We start from the raw sequence: 21,004 nt of genomic DNA on the forward strand, positions 1-21,004 counted from the left end.
GCTAACTAATGAAAGCGTTATTCGTCAGTGTCAGTTTCTGAATGACTAGATTCATTGACATCTGTTTCTGCAGCATCAATATTTGCCGCATCAATATCGATCTGCTCTTGACCTTCTACATCAAACGTACCGTCTTCTCTCATCGCATCGATTAGCTCGTTGTCGCCTTCTTCGTGTTCAACACGCGCCATAGCGACCAGCTTCTCATCTTTTGACAGACGAATTAAGGTAACACCTTGAGTATTACGACCCGAACTGGCGACATGTTGCACTGGCGTACGGACTAGTGTGCCTTTATCTGATATTAAGATAATATCGTCTTCAGGCTCGACCTTGGTCGCACGAACTAGCGCACCATTACGCTCACTAGTTTTAATCGCGATAACACCGCCACCGCCACGTCCTTGCTTATTAAATTCTTCAATAAAGGTACGTTTACCAAAACCGTTTTCACAAGCGATTAGGATTTCGCGTACGTCATCTTCGATAACCACCAATGACTTAATAAACTCATCATTAACCAGACGCATACCACGAACGCCTTTTGCCGTACGACCCATAGCGCGCGCATCATTTTCATCAAAACGGATGGCTTTACCACTTGAGGCAAATAACATCACCTCTTGGCTACCATCAGTGATACGAGCGCTTACCAATTTATCGCCTTCTTCTAGACCAACGGCAATAAGACCGTTTGAGCGAATATTGGCAAACTGCTTGAGCTCTACACGCTTCACCGTACCATTGGCTGTCGCAAAGAATACAAACGGTGGCTGTGCTTCATTGCTGCTTTCTAATGAATCATCATCACTATCGCTATCTGTACGATCGGTAGCATCCACTATTGACATCTCGTCTTTTGCAGATAACTCTTCCACTATTTTTGGAATGGGCAATATCGTCGTGACTGTCTCATCAGCATTCAAGCCAATAAGATTGACTAATGGACGACCACGGGCGCCGCGACTGGCAATAGGTACTTCAAAACCGCGTAAGCTAAACACACGACCCGTATCTGTGAAGCACAGTACCGTCGAGTGAGTAGAGGTTACGACTAAATGGTCAATCACATCGTCTTCTTTCATGGCGGTCGCAGATTTACCTTTACCGCCACGTTTTTGCGCCACATAATCGTCGATAGGCTGCGTTTTAGCATAACCCGTACGCGATACGGTCATCACAACGGTTTGTTCAGGAATCAAATCTTCGCGGCTAAAGTCAGTACGCGAATCAACGATATCCGTACGGCGCTCATCACCAAAGTTGTCACGAATCTCAATCATCTCGTTAGAAATAATGGTCATTAGCTTCTCAAAGTCGCCAAGAATAGACTCTAAATTCGCGATTTCACGTAATAGATCCTGATATTCTTCAGTTAATTTATCTTGCTCAAGACCCGTTAGACGATGTAATTGCATGTCTAAAATCGCATTGACCTGCTCAAGTGATAAACGATAGCGCTGCTCACCTGCATTTTGATCATCAATGAGACCAAACGGTGCTTTTGGATCTTCACCTTCGATATAATCAGGTCGTACTGACTGGCTACCAGCCGCCTCTAGCATGGCGACTACACTGCCTGAGCCCCAGGTATTATCTAGTAAGTTTTCACGGGCCATAGCGCGACTAGCGGACGCTTTAATAGCCGCAATAATCTCGTCAATATTCGCCAGTGCAACGGTTAAGCCTTCGAGCAAATGACCACGAACGCGCGCTTTATTAAGCTCGTAAATAGTACGGCGGGTCACCACTTCTTGGCGATGGCGTACAAAGGCAGCAATCAGCTGACGTAAAGTTAGTAGCTTTGGCTGACCATTATCGAGCGCCACCATATTGATACTAAAGCTGGACTCAAGTGGCGTTTGCAAGAACAAGTTATTAACAATAACTTCGGCTGTTTCGCCGCGGCGCAAGTCAATAGCAATACGCATACCGTCTTTATCAGACTCATCACGTATTTCGCTAATGCCTTCAATTTTTTTATCGCGTACGAGTTCAGCAATACGTTCAATCATCTTAGCTTTATTAGATTGGTACGGTACTTCGGTGAAGACAATACGCTCACGATCACGGTTGACACCGGTGTCTGTCATTGGCTCAATATGATAGCGACCGCGAATATGTAAACGACCTTTACCCGTACGATAGGCGTCTAAAATACCCGCGCGACCATAAATAATACCGCCTGTAGGAAAGTCAGGACCTGAGATATGAGTCATCAGCTCTTCAGCAGAGATTTGCGGATTGTTGGCATAAGCCAAACACGCATTAATCACTTCGGTGAGGTTGTGCGGTGCCATATTGGTCGCCATGCCAACAGCAATACCGGTTGCACCATTGACCAGCAAGTTAGGAACACGTGCCGGCATGACGCTAGGCATACGCTCAGAACCATCGTAGTTATCTTCCCAATCGACGGTGTCTTTATCCAAATCTGCCAGCATTTGATGGGTCAACTTGGTCATACGCACTTCGGTATAACGCATTGCTGCCGGTGGATCATCATCGATCGAGCCAAAGTTACCTTGACCATCAACCATAGGATAACGCAAGCTAAAATCCTGCGCCATCCGCACAATCGCATCATAAACCGCACTATCGCCATGCGGGTGATATTTACCGATGACGTCCCCGACCACACGGGCTGATTTTTTGTATGGCTTGTTGTAGTCGTTAGATAGCACGTGCATAGCGTACATCACACGGCGGTGTACAGGCTTGAAGCCATCACGCACATCAGGCAGCGCACGTGAGACGATCACGCTCATCGCATAATCCAGATAGGATTGCTTTAGTTCATCTACGATGCCAATAGGACTGACCGATTCGCTCATATACACTCCCTCACTCATATTTTTTTCTAATGTTGACACTTTTTCTAGAGACTCTTTTTCTAGAGACACTTATAACTTATACAAAAATATAGCGACATAAATGCGCAGCTACTATCAAAATATAAACCATAAAAAAAGCACTGTTAAGCGTGCAAAACAATAGGAAAATGGCGATAGTTTTAATGTTTAATAAAAGAAGCTATTTTAGCACAAATTTGTTGATTTAGGGGCATCTAGATGCCATTAAAATCAAGCAAAACAGCTCATTAGCGGTCTTTTTTTAATCTAATCACAACTGTTAAAACGACTTTAACGCCATACTCGTTTGGACTGGCTGATTTTGCTATTTCTACAAGCAAATTGACCCTCTTTTAAACCGTTGAATACCTCGAGTATGGTGTAATAGCAAACATGCTGTATCTCTCAACCAACCCTAGCTTAGCCCCATGCTTTATTGTACGATACGCCACAATATGCAACTTGATAAAATATCACACTCTAAGACAGATAAACCTTATGCAAAATCACAATCAAGATATTAACCATAGCCAAAAAGTAGATGCAGAAGAAACTGCGCGCACCGATCGTAGCTTTGATGCGATTGCTGATCATTTTGAAAAAAAGGTCTATGGTGGCTTAAAAGGGGATATTCGGCTGGCAGTATTGCGCCGTGATATTTTTGAATATAGTGCGCAAATGAGTCAAACGCTTGGACGACCCTTACGTATTTTGGATGTAGGCGCAGGGCTTGCACAGATTGCGATTGAGCTTGCCACTCAAGGACATACGCTGGTTATTAATGATATCTCAGCCAATATGCTGGAAAAAGCAAAAGTAAGTGTCGATCAAAATAAGGGGAAATTGGATATCACTTGGTATGTTTGCCCGTATCAAGAACTCGAAGAGAAGCTTGCTGATAAAACGGAGAAATTCGACTTAATCATGTGCCACGCCCTGCTCGAATGGTTAGCAGAACCAGCAGCGGTGATGGATTTTTTTGACCGCCATCTGACTGAGAATGGTGCCATTTCACTGTGTTTTTATAATCCAGCCAGCTTTGATTATCGCAATCTTATTATGGGTAACTTTAACCTATTAGATAACACTGAATATAAAGCGGACAACAAAAAAAGCCTGACGCCAAATCATCCGGTCGCAAAAGAAGAAGTGGAATCTTGGTTAGAGGCGCATCATTATCATACGGTACTTACCAGTGGTCTGCGCGTATTTCATGATTATTCGCCGCTTAAACGTGGCGGTCATAACGATCCTGAAGCGGTGATACGCATGGAGCTACGCTACTCACAATTAGAGCCGTATAAATGGCTTGGTCGTTACTTACATATATTGGCAACTCGGCACAATTAACGGTGACAATGCTTTTTAATAATAGCTTTTAATAAGAACTGTTAAGAATAATTTTTGATAACCGCTATCTTATTTCTTCAATTCTCTCTGATCTATCATATTCTGACCAAGTCGTGGCATTGATATCTTTTTCATCAAACACCACGACATGCTCTAGTATGGGTAAGAGGCCAATTTGTGAGCCAATTTCGTGATTATGATGACTGGCCACTAATGACAAGACGGTTTGACCATCAGCGAGTTGCAAACGATACAAATAATTGGCACCACGAAATACCCGCCCAACTACTAATGCGGTTTGTATACTCTCGTCATCATGGACGATATCATCAGGGCGTACCAGTACTTTAATCGGCGTACCATTAGGATAATCATACTCGCAATATAGCGGCTGCCCTGATTCATCATAGACTTCCATACGTCGATAAATATCTCCAAGCGCCGTTTCAACGTGACCTTCTTTGATAATGCCATCTATCATCGCCCCTTCACCGACGAACTCAGCGACAAACGGACTGACCGGCTCATGATATAGCTCGCTTGGTGTCGCCCACTGTACCAGTTTGCCTTTATTCATCACCCCGACTTTATCTGCTAAGGCAAACGCTTCATTTTGATCATGAGTCACCAAAATAGCAGTGGTATTGGTACGTTTGAGAATATCACGGACGTTCATTGCCAGTGATTCACGCAGGACCACATCCAAATTAGAAAAGGGTTCATCGAGTAGCAAGAGTTTGGGCTTCGGTGCCAATGCACGGGCCAATGCTACCCGCTGCTGCTGGCCACCGGATAGCTCATTTGGACGCTTATCCGCATGTTCAGACAATTCAACAAGATCTAGCATCTCAGCGACACGCGCTTTTTTGTCGGCAGCAGACCATTTATTCAGACCAAAAGCAATATTTTTTGCCACGCTTAAATGCCCAAACAGCGCATAGTCTTGAAACACCATACCCATGCCACGTTTGGCTGGAACTACCGCAAATGAGGTACGCGCTGTCTGCTCGGTTAGACGCTGACCATTTAAGCTGATTTTTCCACCACGACTCTGCTCTAATCCGGCAATAGCTCTTAAAGCCGTGGTTTTTCCGCAGCCGCTATAACCTAAAAAGCAGCCAATCTCACCTTGCTGTAAGTCTAACGATAACCCATTGACGATTATCGTATCGCCATAACCGACAACCAAATCTTGTACACTAAAATAAGGCTGAATGGCTGCGGTCTCATTATATTGAGTGGAGGGGCTATCTGAATTGAGCGTCCCTTGTTGTAAGTCTCTATCCGCTAAAGCTTGCGACATTTGCGCCTTTGTTATGATGGTGACGGGTGACTTTTCCAAATGATGTTGTCGTGCGTTGCTCTGAGTCTTTACGGACTTAGAGTCTACTGGATTTATTGAATCGTTGATCAAGTCAGTATACATAAACGGTACCAGTGAGCTATTAGTGAATAAAACCCATAATTAAAACGCTAAAAATGACGATGGACATCAATTATCTAACTATTAGAAACCAGCGGGTTATTTAAAAAAATACCGCTTTTAATAAAAACATATTAACCTTGCTTGTCACTTTGACGCAGCAATATCCAAACAGGAATAAGACCTACCAGCACAATAAACAAACTTGGCAATGCTGCTCGTCCCCACATGCCTTCGCTGGTCATCTCAAACACGCGGACGGCTAGCGTATCCCAGCCTTGCCGCCGTGTCATCAAAGTAATCGGCATCTCTTTCATCACTTCGACAAAGCCCATCAATAACCCAGTCAGTATACCAGGGCTAAGAACTGGCAACATCACTTGCCGCCAACGCTGAAAAGGACTATCGCTAAGCAATTTAGCGGCCGCTTCTTGATTCGCCGTCAAGCGCTGTAGTTGACGGTCTACCGGCTGGAAGCTCACAGTCATAAAGCGTGTCGATAAGGCAAGGAGCATGACAATCACACTACCTGACAAAAACTGCGTGGAGGTAATACCAAAAGCAATCAGCTGATTATCAAGCCAAGCAATAGGAATAAAGATGCCGACTGCCAAGACTGTGCCCGGAACCACATAACCTAAATTGGCTAAAGTGGTCATTAGCTTGGTGGACTTATCAGGATATTGGCGCTTAACCCACGCAATAATAATCGCTAAAAAGGCGATAAATGCCGTGGTCATACTAGCAATCATGAGGCTATTGGTCACAAAATCAATATAGCGCGCATCAAAATCTTGTTGAAAATTTAATGCGGTCCAATAAATCAGCTGTAAAAACGGTATCAAAAACGCGATTAAAAACACCAATGTGCAGAGTAGTGTCATTGCCCATTTAGCGGGCTTACTGGCTTCAAAACGCTGATTACTCCCTTGAGTAACCGTATTGCCACGCTTTGCCTGCCAATACTGCTCAAACAAGACGACGATAAATATCACACCGATTAGCAAAGCTGCCAACTGAGCGGCAGTCGTCAAACTAAAAAAGCCAAACCATGCTTTATAAATGGCAGTGGTAAAGGTATCGACATTAAATACCGAAACCGCGCCAAAGTCCGCTAGCGTTTCCATAGTTGCCAGCAACAATCCACCGATAACCCACGGCAATGCCTGCGGTAACGCCAGCCGAAAAAACACTCGACTACGACTCAGACCAAGCATCTGCCCTGCTTCAATCGCCCGTCGACCCTGAGATAAAAAAGCTTGGCGCGCCAGCAAATATACATAAGGATAAAACGCCAACGATAATACCAAACCTGCGCCCCAAACATTACGCACCGATGGGATGGCAGCCGTAATTCCAAAATCCCTTAAAGCAGTTTGCAGTGGTCCACTAAAATCAACGATGCCGACTGTGACAAACGCCAGCACATAAGCTGGCATCGCCAGTGGTAACATCAATGCCCACGAAAAAAACCGCTGTCCAGGGAAGCGGTACATACTGGTGACCCAAGCCATTGCGGTGCCAATAGTGCCAGAAATTACCGTCACCATCATTAGTAGAATGGCGGTATTTTTGAGGACTTGTGGCAGCACGTACTCACGCATGTGCGTCCAAATATCGGCTACTGGCTGCGTCCACGACAATAATACTATTAAAATCGGTACCAGCATAAACAACGAAATCAGTCCTAAGACTGATTTCGAGATGATACGTTTACGGACGGCATGGTCTTGGCTAATAGCCCTATTGTCACTATTATCTTCGTTGACAGTATTGTCCTGATTAGCAGACGCTTCTGGCATTGTTATCATAGATTATTACCGTGTCATACGCATAATGACCCCATCAAATAACTGACCGCTAAATGACGGGTAGCCTTTTATTTATAACCTGCTTTATCCATCATTTGAATGGCTTGGGTTTGTCGTTCGCCAAATTTCTGTACACTGATATCGTCTTGTTTAAATGGACCCCATGATCTGAGCAGCTCTGACTCATCGATACCTACTTTTACCGGATATTCTTTATCAGAACTGGCGTAAATACCTTGCGCCTCATCAGATGACAACCATTCCATCAATTTAAGCGCGCCATCTGGGTTGTCTGAATTTGTTACTACACCGGCACCAGAGATGTTCACGTGCGTTCCTGTCGTACCTTGGTTTGCCCAAAATATCTTCACTGGGAAGTCAGGTTTTTCATCAAAGAGACGACCATAGTAATAGCTGTTGGCAACACCCACTTCACATTGACCTGCGGCGATAGCTTCTAGCATGCTGGTATCGTCACTGAACACATCGGTGGCTAAATTAGCAACCCAGCCGCGAATAACTGCTTCTGTTTTCTCTTCGCCCAAGTTTTCAATCATACTGGCAACCAGTGATTGATTATAAACTGCTTTCGAGGTACGTAGACACAGTTTGCCTTTCCATTTTGGATCAGCTAAATCTTCATAGGTGGACAACTGATCGGCTGTTACTTTACTCGGGTCATAAAAGATAGTGCGTGCACGCAGTGACAAACCAGTCCATTGACCTTTTGGATCACGATATTTAGCAGGCACATTTGCCTCTAAAACAGTCGACGCGACCGGTTGTAGTAACCCTTGTTCTGCTGCTTGCCATAAGTTACCAGCATCAACTGTTAACAGCATATCGGCTGGGGTATTTTTACCTTCAGCTTGCAGACGCGCCATAAGTGGACCGGTCTTATCGGTTACCAGCTCAATCTTGACACCCGTCTGTTCTGTATAGCGGTCTAACAAAGGTTTGATTAACTGCTCATTACGTGATGAGTAGATCGTCACCGTTTGTCCAGCAGCAGTAGTAGCGCCATCATTAGCCGCCTTTTGCTCAGTGCTAGGCGCTGGCGTTTCAGCATCAACGCTCTCTTCTGGAGTAGATGAGTTACTACAGCCAGCAAGCCCTAACATGATGCCAAATACAGTAACCGGTAAAGTAAGCTTAGTAGAAGATAAAGTTGCACTGATAGCAGTTAATGACATGGCTTTCCCCATAAGAGCGCGACGGATAAGTAGTATAAAACGACATTAAAAATCATGGATTGGTAGGATTAATAAGACCTTAATGTCTGGAAACCATATACTAATGGAAATGAGATTAATTATCAATACATTTGTTTAACTCAGTCATTCAGCCAAATAATGACGTATTAATGCTATTTAACAAGCTATTTTTGAGCCAATTTCCACGCCTAATAATATTAATTCAGCCTTGATTTGGCGTTGATTTTTTAACTATTATTTTATAACAGCCATTGACCCAACATGGCATTAACCGCCGCTTCCGTACGCAATATACGCGGGCCTATATGTACGGCTTGGCAACCTTGGGTGGCAAGTAACTCAATTTCATAATCAATCCAGCCACCTTCTGCACCGATGAATACCATACTTGGCAATATCGTTTTATTTGATGACTCAGACTCTGCAAGCAAACCCTCATTTTTTTCAGGGGTTACTAAGGTTTGCTGTTGTAGATATTGTGAAAATGACAAAGCACCATAAGGGTGCGCAACGATGGCACGATTGGTGATTAGATGTGCTAATTCGTCTTCGACAAAAGGTTTAAAGCGTTTTTGCAGACTAATACGCGGCGCGATAGTATCAACGCCTTGTTGCAACCCTTCTAGTACAAATTCATTAAGCCGACTAAGCATTGGGCTTTGCCAATAGCTCTTTTGGGTGCGATAGCTATTGATAAGAATAATATCGTGGACGCCAAGCGCGGTCATATCCATAATAAGACGGCGCAATACTTTTGGGCGTGGCAATGCTAATACTACAGTGATACCTAGCTTAGGCGGTGGCTTTATAGCCAGCTGTACATTACGCAGCTGAATACTTTCAGGCGTGATATGTTCAATGATAGCAGTGCCAAGATTGCCGCCAAGCTGTCCGATCTTTAAGGTATCACCCATTTTTGCTGCTAATACCTTATTGATATGAGCAATTTGCGCTACTGAGTTGATTTGGGCAGAGTCGTTTGAAAAATGAGCAGCCGGTAATAGAATACAGTTCATAGCGTCTCTTAGTTTAAATATTAGTTTAAATCTTGGCTTAAGGATTGGCTCAAAGTTTGCATCGAATGCTGCTCAATAATATCTTCAATCATCGATAACTGACGACTTAATACTGCCTGTTGCTGCTCTGTCATCTGTGCGCCCGCTTGCCCTGCTTGTTTGGCTAATGATGGATGGCTCAACCAGTGTTTTAGCTGTTGATAAAGAAGCGTCTCGCCATCTAAAGACTTTTTATCCGTCTCAGAGGGGTGCGGTTGCGCGCTTTGCTCATCATCACCAATGGGACAATAAAACTCGTTCTTTGGTTGATATAACGCCCCTACGCTAGCCAATTTATCCACGACATTTTGACAAGATTGCGTATAAATACCCATCAATACTGGCGTTGCCACACTCGCCGGCTCAACCGGATTATGTCCACCAATATTTACTAGTGAGCCACCGACAAGCGCCACATCCGCCAGCGCAAACCAATCCATCAGCTCGCCCATACTATCTGCCAGATAAACTTGTGTCTGCGCTGTGATGGTTTCATTGATACTGCGCCGCGCCATTACAAATCCTGACTTTTGGATAAGCTCTGCCACTTCATCGAAGCGTTCTGGATGTCTAGGAACGATAATGAGTAGCGCATCTGTCAGTGTAGGGTTTGACAGTATTTGCTGCTGCCACGCCAATGCCACTTCTTCCTCACCGCTATGAGTACTTGCTGCCACCCAAATCGGACGATTCATTATGCCTAAATCTGCGGCGATATTGCTCGTATGTGCTTGTATATTCGCACGCTCATCGTCTATATCGCCATCTATATCAGACACTTTATCCTTCAGTTTAGGCGTATTAATCACCCACTTCAGCGAGCCTGCCACACGGATTTGCGCACTATGCGCACCCAACTGCCGAAAGCGTTTGGCAGAGTCATTATCCTGCGCAATAATCAAGCTCAGGTTTTTCATCATACTGGCGCTCACCGCACCAATTTTTTGATAGCTCTTAAAAGAAGATGCTGACAATCGCCCATTGACCAAGATACTTGGAATATGATGCTCAGACAATTTGGTCAAGATATTTGCCCATAGCTCTGTTTCCACAAATAAAGCGGCCACAGGTTGCACATGAGCTAAAAACGTTTCAATCACAGCCGGACTGTCAACAGGCACATAACTATGACTCAATCGACCTTGAGCAATGTCTTCGGCAAACCGACTGGCTCCGCGTGCAAACCCTGTCTGCGTCGTATTGGTCAACCATATCCGATAACCACGAGCCAATAATGCATCTAATAATGGCGCGACTGTGTTGGTTTCACCTAAAGAGACGGCATGGCACCATATGACTTTTTTGCCATTGCCACTCACATCTGCTTTAGCATTTAGCGTATTCGCTGCCTCCACTACAGGAGGTAATGGATAACGCTTACCAAAACGCTGCTCAACTTCTTGTTGATAATTATCACGCTTGTGTGAGCGTCGCCATACTTGCAGGCGATATAGCGGCTTTAGTAAGCCAATGCTCAGTTGATAATACACAGGTGGCTTATGAACTGTTCGGCTCTGCATGGGCTGAACGGTTTTGGTAGAATATTTTGCTGAGGTATCAGAAGATGGCATGGAGAAACCCAGATTATTAATGGATCAGATAGTAGGATGCGCTCATGAAAAACGCGCCAATTCTACCTCAATTAAGCGCTTAACGATAAGCTTTTAAACGTAAATTTTGAGACAGAATTTTTTTAGACAAGAACGATGATGAGTAATGCGACAACGATAATCACTGCAAACAATATCTGATAGCGTTTGAGACTATGCTGCTCTTGTTTTTGCGTCGCGATTAACGCTTGTGCTTGCTGCCATTGATTTGCCAAACTGGCGGCTTCTGCATGACCGTTTTCTGCGGCTTGCGCGAGCCAATACTTACCAATATTTATGTCTTGCGGGAGACCTACCCCTTGGTAATACATCTTACTCAATAGGCGCTGGGCGCGACTGTCGTTCTTGCTGGCTGCTTGCTTAACCCATTCAACCCCAGACTCTGTGCTAGCAGCTTTATCCGCTTTTAGGCCTTCAGCAAGTAACTCATACATCGCTAAACGCAGCATCGCAGCAGTGTTACCAGCATTCGCAGCGTCTTGTAATATCAGCAGCGCTTGTTGTTTTGAATGTAAATGGGTCTCTGAGAATATGATTTTTGCGCGTGGTTTCTGTTGCTTAGCGATATGTTGTTCAAATTGATCTAGGATATTACGTGCTTGCTGATATTCACTGTTGCCAGCCGCTTGCAGTACCTCTATCTCATCTAGTTCTATTAGCAGTTGGCTAAAAATCTCTGGTGTAGGTGATATTTTTGCTGGGGTTTTTAAAGCTGCAACTGGGTTGGGTTTTGCCAATGCTATCGTTGATGCGACTGGCGACTCTGTTTTAGAAACCGCAGATTCAGAGAGTATCGATTTTGTTTGAATCTCAGTAGGAGGTAGATCCGTTTCAACCGGCTTATTTAAAATAGCGCGTTGAGAGGTTTCATCATTCAAAACCACAGTAGCTGTCGATGCGTCTTCCGTAGACTTATTTAATAACGGGTCGATACTACCAGTAATTTGGCTTGTATTAATAGACCTAGCTGAATCAGCACTTGGATGCATATTTTGACTGATGCTTGGAGTCGTCGTTACTAATGAGGCTTCATCATCAATAGAACTTGGCAGCTTTGCACTGACCGCTTGGTATAAACCACTGGCAACTTGCTCATCTTGTACCGATATAAACTGCCGGTCGATATGACCAAATAGACGCAACCCTATTGGTTCTAACGCAAAAAATAGAGGGGCTTTTACATTATCATTACTATTTTGATCGTTTTCATAGACAGTATTATCAGAGCCATAAAATACCGCCATGTGCTGATAAAAATCATCGGTTATCAGCGGTAATTGCGGATAACGCTTACGTAGCTCAAACCGACCAAGCCACTGCGGCGTATGCTGCCACTGCTGTGCCAATACTCGTCCTGCATAAAACGCCAAAAACACCATAAAATTACGGTAGCGCTCGTCCGTTAATAACGTCGCCTCATCCCACATGCCAGCCTTGATCATATCGCGGCGTATCTGCGACAATAAAGTGTCTACTCGTTGCAAACTTGCCAGCGATTCATCCAATGTGCAGTGGCGCAACTCTGCTTCATAGGCAATACCGCCAGCGATAGGACGTCCAGCTAAAAAATCTTGCCAATAGCCTGCTGCAATATAATCAAGTGGCGTTAAGGGCGATGCAGACATAATAAAAGCCTATCCTTTAAAAATATACAGTGATAATAGAAATGAGCAAGCAAACACGATAATAAAAAATGCGTCGTTACCTTAACCTAAAATCCAAATTGCTACAATCCGAACCCCTACAATAACGGACTAAATAAGCGTACCACATTATCAAACAACCGCTCAGCCCCATGTCGCTGTTGCCACTCATCTAAGCTTAAAAAACGACAGTTCTGTAGATATGACTCTTGACAGTCAGCCACTTGTGCGACCATTTCTGGGGTATAGATAGCCAAGCTGACCTCCATATTTAAATAAAAGCTGCGCATATCAATATTAACAGTACCAAATAAACAATAATCATCGTCAATGACCACGGTTTTGGCATGTAACAGACCGCCTTTAAACAAGGCAATGGTCACGCCAGCCTCCAACAATTCTTGATAATAAGCTTGCGAGGCGTGCTGAACTAGGAACGAATCGACCTTTTCAGGAATGATTAGCGTGACTTCAACCCCGCGCTTAGCTGCCGTTACCAACGCCCCTGACAATGCCTCATCAGGTACAAAGTATGGCGTCGTGATACGAATGCGCTGATTCGCCCGATGCAAAATAGTCACTAAGGTATTATAAATGACATGTGCCGTCACTTGCGGTGCTGAAGGAATCAGCTGTGCGACCACACCTTTTACCACGGGCATCTGTGGAATCACCGTTGACACTGCCCCAGTGCTAGGCTGTTCCAAAGGTTCTACCTCATCATCCAATACTTTTATCCGGCTATTGATATCATTGATAGTCGGATGGCGCACATACAATTTACGCGTATAGCTATTCACTCGTTGATGCAACGCATCTAAGTTATCGCTGTTTTCAGCGCCAATATCGGTGACCACTACCTTTGCCATCGCAGTGGCAATACTGATCTCGTTGTCACTGACACTGCGTATGGCCACATCAATCCATTCCCCGACCGCTTTATCTTGCTTAAAAAACTTAGGATCGACCAAGTTAAAGCTACCGATATAACCAATGTACTCATCAATAACCACGATTTTGCGATGATTGCGCAAATCTGAACGCTTAAATAACGTCTTAAAAAGCCCCACCGGCAGCGATTGGTGTACAAAAACCCCAGAGCGCTCTAACTTCTTATGTTCAGCACTATTAAAAAAGCTAAAACTACCCACACTATCGATCAGAATGTGGCACTCCACACCGCGCTGAGCAGCTGCCATCAACGCCTCTATCACATCTATCACTTGCCCTTTAGGGTAAATAATATAAAACTCCATCAAAATAGTGCGTTGAGCAGCATCAATATCATCAATCAAACGTTTAAAAATAATATTAGGATGCGTCAGTAGTTGCATGTCATGGTCTGAAAACACACCGAACCCTGTCCAGCGCGTCCCAATTTGACTGACACCACGGTAATGCTCAGCTAGTACCTCTTGACCTTTATCAAAAACCAAACGCTCACGCTGTGCCATCTCATTCATAAGCAGCCGTGCCTGATCCATGCGATTGCGATAACGGCGACCAATCATAGGCTCACCTACCAACACATAAGCAATCAACCCAAACAAAGGCAGCGTAAACAAAATGGCTATCCACGCAATGGTCACACCAATGTTTCGCTGCACCGAGACAATACGCAAAGTCATCACTATCATGAGAATAATATGGAATATCAGACCCAGTCCAGCAAAATCAGTCCATGACCATGCCGCAATCTGCTGCTCAGTAGTAGCTAAAGCTTCTATATTCGCCTCCAATCTTTAATAGTACAATACAATCAAATATAACCAATCAAGTATAGAGGCTTTTATCCGCCACGCAATAGGTAACTATGTAGTTGCTATATGGGCTGTCACATCATCTAGCTATACTCTCCAAAACTCTTTTCGCTATCATTTTATAAAAAATGTGAAATAGTATTTGACAGCCATGTGTAAATCTATATAATACACACCCACAGCAAGGGGCTTTAAAGAGCTTTGAGTTGTTAGAATTCTCAGTAAGAGATTTCGATTATTAATTAAAGTGTGACATCTTTAATTAATAAAGCTTTAGAAAATTCTATTTAAAGAATTTTCTCTTGCGAAGCTAAAATTGCAATGCAATTTTTTAACGCTTCTCAGGGTGATTAGCTCAGTTGGTAGAGCGTCTGCCTTACACGCAGAATGTCGGCGGTTCGAATCCGTCATCACCCACCACTCTTTTAGCGAAGTGGGCTCTATTTATAAGGGCAAGACGCTAAAAACGACCTAAGCAGCGGTAGTTCAGTTGGTTAGAATACCGGCCTGTCACGCCGGGGGTCGCGGGTTCGAGTCCCGTCCGCTGCGCCATATTTAAAACGAATTTAAACTTTCGAGTTTAAGCAAGTTTCGCCTCAAACATTAGATTGTTTGAGGTTTTTTTGTGTCTGTTAGTTTATCTAAGTGTTTGATTTATATCTGTTTAATTTTTTCATTTATATATGAAGTCTGAGTAGCCTATTCTTTTCTACGGCATCAGTAACGAGTTTATGCGCAGACAGTCTACCTTTTAGAAATCCGTGACCAAGTGCTCAGTGACCAAACAGTGACCATTTTGTGACAAAGGTTGTTAAATGTCGGAACTGAAGTCGGTCATGTTTGACAATATTTATAAAGTAGTCTAATTTCAAGAACAGCAATAATAATCGGTACTTTACAGAGCCTAGCAAAACTTTTAATTGATATGACGATCGTTAAACCTTTGCAGGAGTTCAAATTTTTCACCCGGATAAGTAGTATAAGCTACTAAACACACTGTCCTAAAATTAGGAAGAACCACCTATGTTAAAGAATGTCTATCTTAGCCTTGTGCTACCCTTACTTTTAATTGGATGCACACAGCAATTTGTTGGCGAGCAAGAGCCAATCAAAAATGAAGTTAAAACAGTATCTTGGGATACGCTTGTATCTACTGTCAATACAGGCGCTTATCAATCTGTTGGGCAGCAGCATGATAAAACGGTGAGGTTAGTACTCAATAACGGACAAGTGCTTCAGGCGAAAGAGCCTAATATTGATGATATCTATGAGGTCGTAAAAAACTGCAAAAAATGCGCGAATAAACCATTTCTAACAGAATAATAGCAGTCATCATCTTCCCAAGAGAACTTTATGCTCAACATAGCCAAAAATAATTTTTATAATGGTCAAACATCGCCTCTATTCACTGTAGAAATTGCAAAGCAAGTCCGTGAATTTCATCGTCAAATTGAGGGCCATCAACCGACACCTTTGGTCTCGTTACCATTATTGGCAAAAAGACTGGGTGTAAAATCAATTTTGATTAAGGATGAATCTCACCGCTTTGGACTCAATGCCTATAAGGCGCTCGGCGGCTCTTATGCCTTAGGACGTTTATTGGCAAAATATCTTAAAACTGATATGACAGACATCGATTTAACAACCGTTTCTGCTAAGCTAGATAAGCCTCTAGTATTTACTACGGCCACTGCGGGTAATCATGGTACTGGCGTGGCATGGGCGTCTTATAAAATGGGACAAAAAGCGGTTGTTTATATGCCAAAAGGGACTTCATTAGCGAGTGCTGAACGTATTCGCAGACTGGGCGCAGAATGCATCATAACGGATGTCAATTACGATGACACCGTGCGCCTAGCAAATAAAACCGCAGAAGAAAGTGGCTGGATGCTAGTGCAAGATACTGCTTGGGATGGCTACGAAGAAATACCCACTTGGATATCTCAAGGCTATATGACTATGCCAGATGAAGCGATTGAACAAGCCACTGCTCTAGGTAAAGGCATGCCAACCCATATAATGTTGCAAGCAGGTGTCGGTTCTATGGCTGGTGGCGTATTGGGTTATTTGGTAGACAAGCTTGGCGCGGGCAGCTTTCAGACGATTATTGCAGAGCCTACTGCTGCCGATTGTATTTTTCGCTCAGGTACGAGTGTGCAAGGCGATATAGTGAATGTCACAGGCGAGCTAAACACTATTATGGCAGGACTTGCTTGCGGTGAACCAAACCCAGTAACTTGGCCCGTATTAAAAGACAGCAGCAATTACTTTGCTCGCGTTGATGACAGTGTTTCGGCAGTCGGTATGCGAGTATTAGGCAACCCTCTATTAGGCGATACTCGGATTATTAGTGGTGAGTCGGGCGCAATCACACTAGGTTTGATTTATAAGGTTTGTAGCGATACCTCTAACCATGATGTACGTGAAAAACTGGGATTAAATCAAGATTCAGTAGTCATGATATTCAACACCGAAGGCGATACCAATCCGGCTAGATATAGAAATATCGTATGGGATTGCCAGAATCACTAAAGCCATCAAAGTCCTGTACGGAATAACGTACCGACCACCACAAACGTGACTGATAACAACGTCACCAAAATAATATTAATAGCAAATCCATTGAGATTGTTTGCTGTAAGTCGTGGTATTGCCCAAAAGCGTGCATGCATAGCAACAGCAGCCGTCATCAGCAAGAGTATTAACTTTATCCCAATCAAAATATTAATATCATTATCAAAAGTAAACCAAGCGCTCACATTGGGCAAAATGTTATGTGCCATCCATAAGCCTGTGATAATCTGAATGGCTAAAGCTGGCATTCCAATCTTTTCAAACTGCTGCTCAAATTGTAACAATGCGTCTAGGTTACGTGAAGATAGCACTTTAGGCAGTATCACTAATGCTAAGATTAAATGCCCGCCTGTCCAAATTGCTGCCCCAAGTAAATGCAGGATTAGTAGATAGTTGAACATACAGCATCCTTCCAAATAATTAACAAATCATGATTTCTCGAATCATTAAGGTATTGTATTATGAAGCGCGCCAATCAATTACAGCCATTATCACGCCAGCACCATCTTGGGCTTAACCTGTCTCGTCATGCTAAAGAATGCACTGATGAGCCTGAAGAAATTGCCAAACACTGGCTTAACCTCAGCTCTTATATCAGCGATATGCAACATCACTTCCAGATTGAAGACAATTTAATCGCTCATGCTTTAGAGCCTTACCGCACCTCGCACTCTGACGTTGCTTCGGTACTTGATACGCTTGATGGTCAGCATAAGCAGTTACATCAACTGATGGATGAAGTCGAGCAATCACAAAAAACTGCTGGCAAGAACATGACCGCTGCGCAAGTTCAAGAATTAGGTACTCTATTATACGACCATATTCGTTTCGAAGAGCGAGAGTTATACCCGACGGTAGAAAAATATCTAACAGAAGCTGAACTGGACGCTGTTTATGCAGCAAGTCCAGACAGTATTAAGCGTGCCGATGAAAATCGCTAGCTGCAATAATAAGATAGAACGTTGATAATATAGTCAGTCCCAAATAAAATAAGTACAAATATTATAACGCGCTACTGGTATAACTTTTCCTTGCTTGCTGTGCCTATGCAGACAGAGGCTGCGCAAAACTTATACCAGTAGCACTGTGTTTATTTTATAGTGGATTGATTATATCTTACTTTTAATTAATTCAAAAAAAGTCCTCAGACAAACCAGCCAAATATTGGCGCTCGGTTCATCTGAAGACTTTTTTCTTATCATGCTACAGGCTAGCTTATATTCTAAGGTATCAACTTAAAGAAATGCTGACGATAGTGTTTTAGCTCACGAATTGAATCACGAATATCATCTAACGCTAAATGACTACCGCCTTTTTCAAAGTTTTTAAGAATGTCAGGACGCCAGCGGAAGCACAGCTCTTTAACTGACGACACATCAAGATTACGATAATGGAAGAATCTTTCTAATTCTGGCATTTGACGCGCCATAAAGCGGCGGTCTTGGCAAATTGAATTACCACACATCGGTGACTTGCCGCTATCGACCCATTTATTTAAAAACTTAATCGTTTCAGCTTCGGCTTCAGCCAAGGTCACGGTGCTACGGCGCACACGATCGACCAATCCCGACTGTCCATGCTGCTTGGTATTCCAGTCATCCATTCCGTTTAGTTTACGGTCAGATACCTTAATGGCAAAAACAGGGCCTTCAGCAAGGACGTTTAAATCCTCATCGGTGACGACAGTCGCTATCTCGATAATCTCATCGTTTAAGGTATCGAGTCCGGTCATTTCTAAATCAATCCATACCAGCCCTTTTTTACCTTGATTTTTAATTTTAATCTTATTGGGATGGTCGCTGGTGCTCATAAAGTATCCTATATTTAATATGGTCAATCAATGTTGAGTAAATAAATCAAACAGGTTATAAACAATCATATAAATGGTCTAAGGTTTGCATCCACCACGATTAGAGCGTTACAAAACCACTGTCTAGCGCAGGCGCTTTAAGCTGTATGTTAGCAAATTTTCACGCTACACTGAGCAATATTTTTTTAATAGGTCACAAACCCATGGCATTAATCCGGCAACGCAAACTGACTAAACAACAGATTCGTCGCATCGACAAACAACAGCTGATCAGTCAAGACAGCATCGATGACAGTTTGATGAATGGCGTGGTCATGGCGCATTATGGCAAGCAATTAGAGGTGCAAGTGACCAGTTTGCCATCTGTCATCCCTGAGCAGCCTGAGTTTGCCCCTGATGATCCTGAGCCATTTTGGCAAACACTAGCATTGGGCGACATTTGGCGCTGTCATGTGCGTACTAACTTGCCGATGCTAGCCGCTGGCGATCAAGTACGTTGGAGCGCCGACTCAAATACGGGCTTTGGACGTATCGAATCGGTCAAACCACGTACCTCCCTTGTTTCACGTCCTGACCGTTATCATAAACTTAAGCCTGTCGCCGCCAATGTCGATATTTTGGCCATTGTGTTTGCGCCACTGCCTGCTGCTGCCCCGACGCTAATCGATCGCTATTTAGTCGTTTGCCATCATGCTGGCGTCAAGCCACTATTGGTGCTCAATAAAGCCGATTTACTGGCACAAGAAAACGGCGTCGATACCAATGAATTATTGGCACAGTATGCCTCGCTTGGTTATGAGAATGTATTAACCTCAGTCGATTGCCCTGAAAACGTCGCTGATAGCGATGAGCAAGAAGGACTTGATGAGTTAAAGCGCTACATAGATAAAAAGCTGGTTATTTTTGCAGGTCAATCTGGTGTCGGTAAAAGTAGCTTAATTAATGCCCTACTACCTGAATCGGCACAAAGCGTCAATGTTATCTCTGATAACTCAAAACTCGGTCAACATACCACCACGACCAGCCGCTTATTGCCCTTTAATCCTGATGACTTGACCCAAGGCGGCATCGTCGATACACCGGGTATTCGTGAGTACGGCATTTGGCATTTGACACCTGATGATATCATTTCAGGCTTTGTCGAGCTTGCACCGCTTGCTGGCGACTGCCAGTTCCGCGACTGCCGCCACACTCATAACAGTAAAGGCTGCGCGTTGTGGGAGGCCGTTGCTGATGGTAAGGTATTGCAGCGCCGCGTCGAAAACCTTATCACGCTAAGAGAAGAGGCTGACACTAAACCTTATTAAGTTTTATTCATTGTTAATCGCTAGGTTGACCATCACACGTTTACTATAGATGACCTTATCGGTATAATAACGCCTTGTTCAATTCGTTAGGCTGTTTTCTCAGCTTAATAGAACACTAATTTTTTGGAGGTATGGTTTGGATCGTGCGCTGGAATTTGTGGGCAACCACCCGTTTTTATTTGGTATATTAGCCGTACTTGCCGTGCTATTTTTTGCTATTGAAAACAAACGTAGTGGCAGAAAAATATCGCCCAATACCCTGGGTATGATGGTTAACTCGCAAAATGCGCAGCTTATCGATATTCGAGCCAAAAAGAAGTTTGCCACCGGTTATATACAAGGCAGCCGCAACATCCCTTTCACAGAGCTTAAAGACCGCATAGAAGAAATCCGTGCGATTGAGCAGCCAGTGATTATCATCTGTGATATGGGCGTACAAGCAGGCGCTGCGATACAAATGATCGGTAAAGACGACGTCTATCGTTTAGAAGGCGGTATTGGCGGCTGGCAAGGCGCTGGTATGCCGCTCGTTGGGCTAAAAGATGCCAAGCCCAAAACTAAAGTCAAAGCAAAACCGAGCTTGCATAAATAGTTT

General features: G+C 43.7%; 16 protein-coding genes and 2 tRNA genes. 8 read left to right on the plus strand and 10 right to left on the minus strand.

All coding sequences use genetic code 11. The features are described from left to right. Positions 1–17: 17 nt before the first annotated feature. Complete coding sequence (gyrA, locus tag EPB74_RS05890; protein ID WP_274903308.1) at positions 18–2,834, minus strand: DNA gyrase subunit A; 2,817 nt, start codon at positions 2,832–2,834, stop codon at positions 18–20. Positions 2,835–3,350: 516 nt separating this feature from the next. Between gyrA and EPB74_RS05895 the strand changes: the two genes are divergently transcribed. Beyond that, the gene (locus EPB74_RS05895) at positions 3,351–4,202 is read left to right on the plus strand and encodes a methyltransferase domain-containing protein (RefSeq protein WP_274903310.1); all 852 of its coding nucleotides are present in this window, start codon (positions 3,351–3,353) and stop codon (positions 4,200–4,202) included. Positions 4,203–4,266: 64 nt separating this feature from the next. Here EPB74_RS05895 and EPB74_RS05900 read toward each other — a convergent pair whose 3' ends face one another. From EPB74_RS05900 to EPB74_RS05930, 7 genes are all read right to left on the minus strand, one after another. Beyond that, positions 4,267–5,505 (minus strand): ABC transporter ATP-binding protein, encoded by a 1,239-nt coding sequence (locus EPB74_RS05900; protein ID WP_254423031.1) that lies wholly within the window; start codon positions 5,503–5,505, stop codon positions 4,267–4,269. A 254-nt stretch (positions 5,506–5,759) separates the two neighbouring features. Next, positions 5,760–7,436, minus strand: a complete 1,677-nt coding sequence (locus EPB74_RS05905; RefSeq protein WP_274903312.1) for an ABC transporter permease — start codon at positions 7,434–7,436, stop codon at positions 5,760–5,762. Positions 7,437–7,504: 68 nt separating this feature from the next. Beyond that, positions 7,505–8,629, minus strand: coding sequence for an extracellular solute-binding protein (locus tag EPB74_RS05910; protein ID WP_079692240.1), 1,125 nt, complete (start codon positions 8,627–8,629; stop codon positions 7,505–7,507). 260 nt (positions 8,630–8,889) lie between these two features. Next, positions 8,890–9,666, minus strand: a complete 777-nt coding sequence (locus EPB74_RS05915; protein ID WP_274903313.1) for a 16S rRNA (uracil(1498)-N(3))-methyltransferase — start codon at positions 9,664–9,666, stop codon at positions 8,890–8,892. A gap of 20 nt (positions 9,667–9,686) precedes the next feature. Next, positions 9,687–11,276, minus strand: coding sequence for a 3-deoxy-D-manno-octulosonic acid transferase (locus EPB74_RS05920; RefSeq protein ID WP_274903315.1), 1,590 nt, complete (start codon positions 11,274–11,276; stop codon positions 9,687–9,689). Positions 11,277–11,398: 122 nt separating this feature from the next. Continuing rightward, positions 11,399–12,940, minus strand: coding sequence for a tetratricopeptide repeat protein (locus EPB74_RS05925; protein WP_274903316.1), 1,542 nt, complete (start codon positions 12,938–12,940; stop codon positions 11,399–11,401). 116 nt (positions 12,941–13,056) lie between these two features. Beyond that, the gene (locus tag EPB74_RS05930; protein ID WP_274903317.1) at positions 13,057–14,697 is read right to left on the minus strand and encodes a cardiolipin synthase; all 1,641 of its coding nucleotides are present in this window, start codon (positions 14,695–14,697) and stop codon (positions 13,057–13,059) included. 365 nt (positions 14,698–15,062) lie between these two features. On the opposite strand from EPB74_RS05930, the gene EPB74_RS05935 reads away from it, so the two are divergent. The 4 genes from EPB74_RS05935 (at position 15,063) to dpaL (ending at position 17,250) form a co-directional block, all read left to right on the plus strand. After that, positions 15,063–15,138 (plus strand) — tRNA-Val (locus EPB74_RS05935). Between the two features lie 55 nt (positions 15,139–15,193). Continuing rightward, positions 15,194–15,270, plus strand: a tRNA-Asp gene (locus tag EPB74_RS05940). A gap of 471 nt (positions 15,271–15,741) precedes the next feature. After that, a complete protein-coding gene (locus EPB74_RS05945; protein WP_079692263.1) occupies positions 15,742–16,041 on the plus strand; it encodes a hypothetical protein in 300 nt (99 codons plus the stop codon). A gap of 30 nt (positions 16,042–16,071) precedes the next feature. Then, the gene (gene dpaL, locus EPB74_RS05950; RefSeq protein ID WP_274903318.1) at positions 16,072–17,250 is read left to right on the plus strand and encodes a diaminopropionate ammonia-lyase; all 1,179 of its coding nucleotides are present in this window, start codon (positions 16,072–16,074) and stop codon (positions 17,248–17,250) included. Between the two features lie 5 nt (positions 17,251–17,255). On the opposite strand, the gene EPB74_RS05955 is transcribed toward dpaL, so the two are convergent. Then, positions 17,256–17,693: a CopD family protein gene (locus tag EPB74_RS05955; protein ID WP_274903319.1), complete on the minus strand. Its 438-nt coding sequence runs from the start codon at positions 17,691–17,693 to the stop codon at positions 17,256–17,258. 60 nt (positions 17,694–17,753) lie between these two features. Here EPB74_RS05955 and EPB74_RS05960 point away from each other — a divergent pair, with 60 nt between their 5' ends. Beyond that, positions 17,754–18,233, plus strand: coding sequence for a hemerythrin domain-containing protein (locus tag EPB74_RS05960; protein ID WP_274903321.1), 480 nt, complete (start codon positions 17,754–17,756; stop codon positions 18,231–18,233). 281 nt (positions 18,234–18,514) lie between these two features. Here EPB74_RS05960 and orn read toward each other — a convergent pair whose 3' ends face one another. After that, positions 18,515–19,102, minus strand: a complete 588-nt coding sequence (orn, locus tag EPB74_RS05965; protein WP_089553964.1) for an oligoribonuclease — start codon at positions 19,100–19,102, stop codon at positions 18,515–18,517. A 203-nt stretch (positions 19,103–19,305) separates the two neighbouring features. Here orn and rsgA point away from each other — a divergent pair, with 203 nt between their 5' ends. Continuing rightward, a complete protein-coding gene (rsgA, locus tag EPB74_RS05970; protein ID WP_274903323.1) occupies positions 19,306–20,409 on the plus strand; it encodes a ribosome small subunit-dependent GTPase A in 1,104 nt (367 codons plus the stop codon). Positions 20,410–20,545: 136 nt separating this feature from the next. Beyond that, positions 20,546–21,001, plus strand: coding sequence for a rhodanese-like domain-containing protein (locus EPB74_RS05975; RefSeq protein ID WP_079692269.1), 456 nt, complete (start codon positions 20,546–20,548; stop codon positions 20,999–21,001). The last annotated feature ends 3 nt before the right edge of the window (positions 21,002–21,004 follow it).

It is taken from the genome of Psychrobacter sp. DAB_AL62B, from assembly GCF_028895345.1.
In the GTDB taxonomy this organism is placed as follows: Bacteria; Pseudomonadota; Gammaproteobacteria; order Pseudomonadales; family Moraxellaceae; genus Psychrobacter.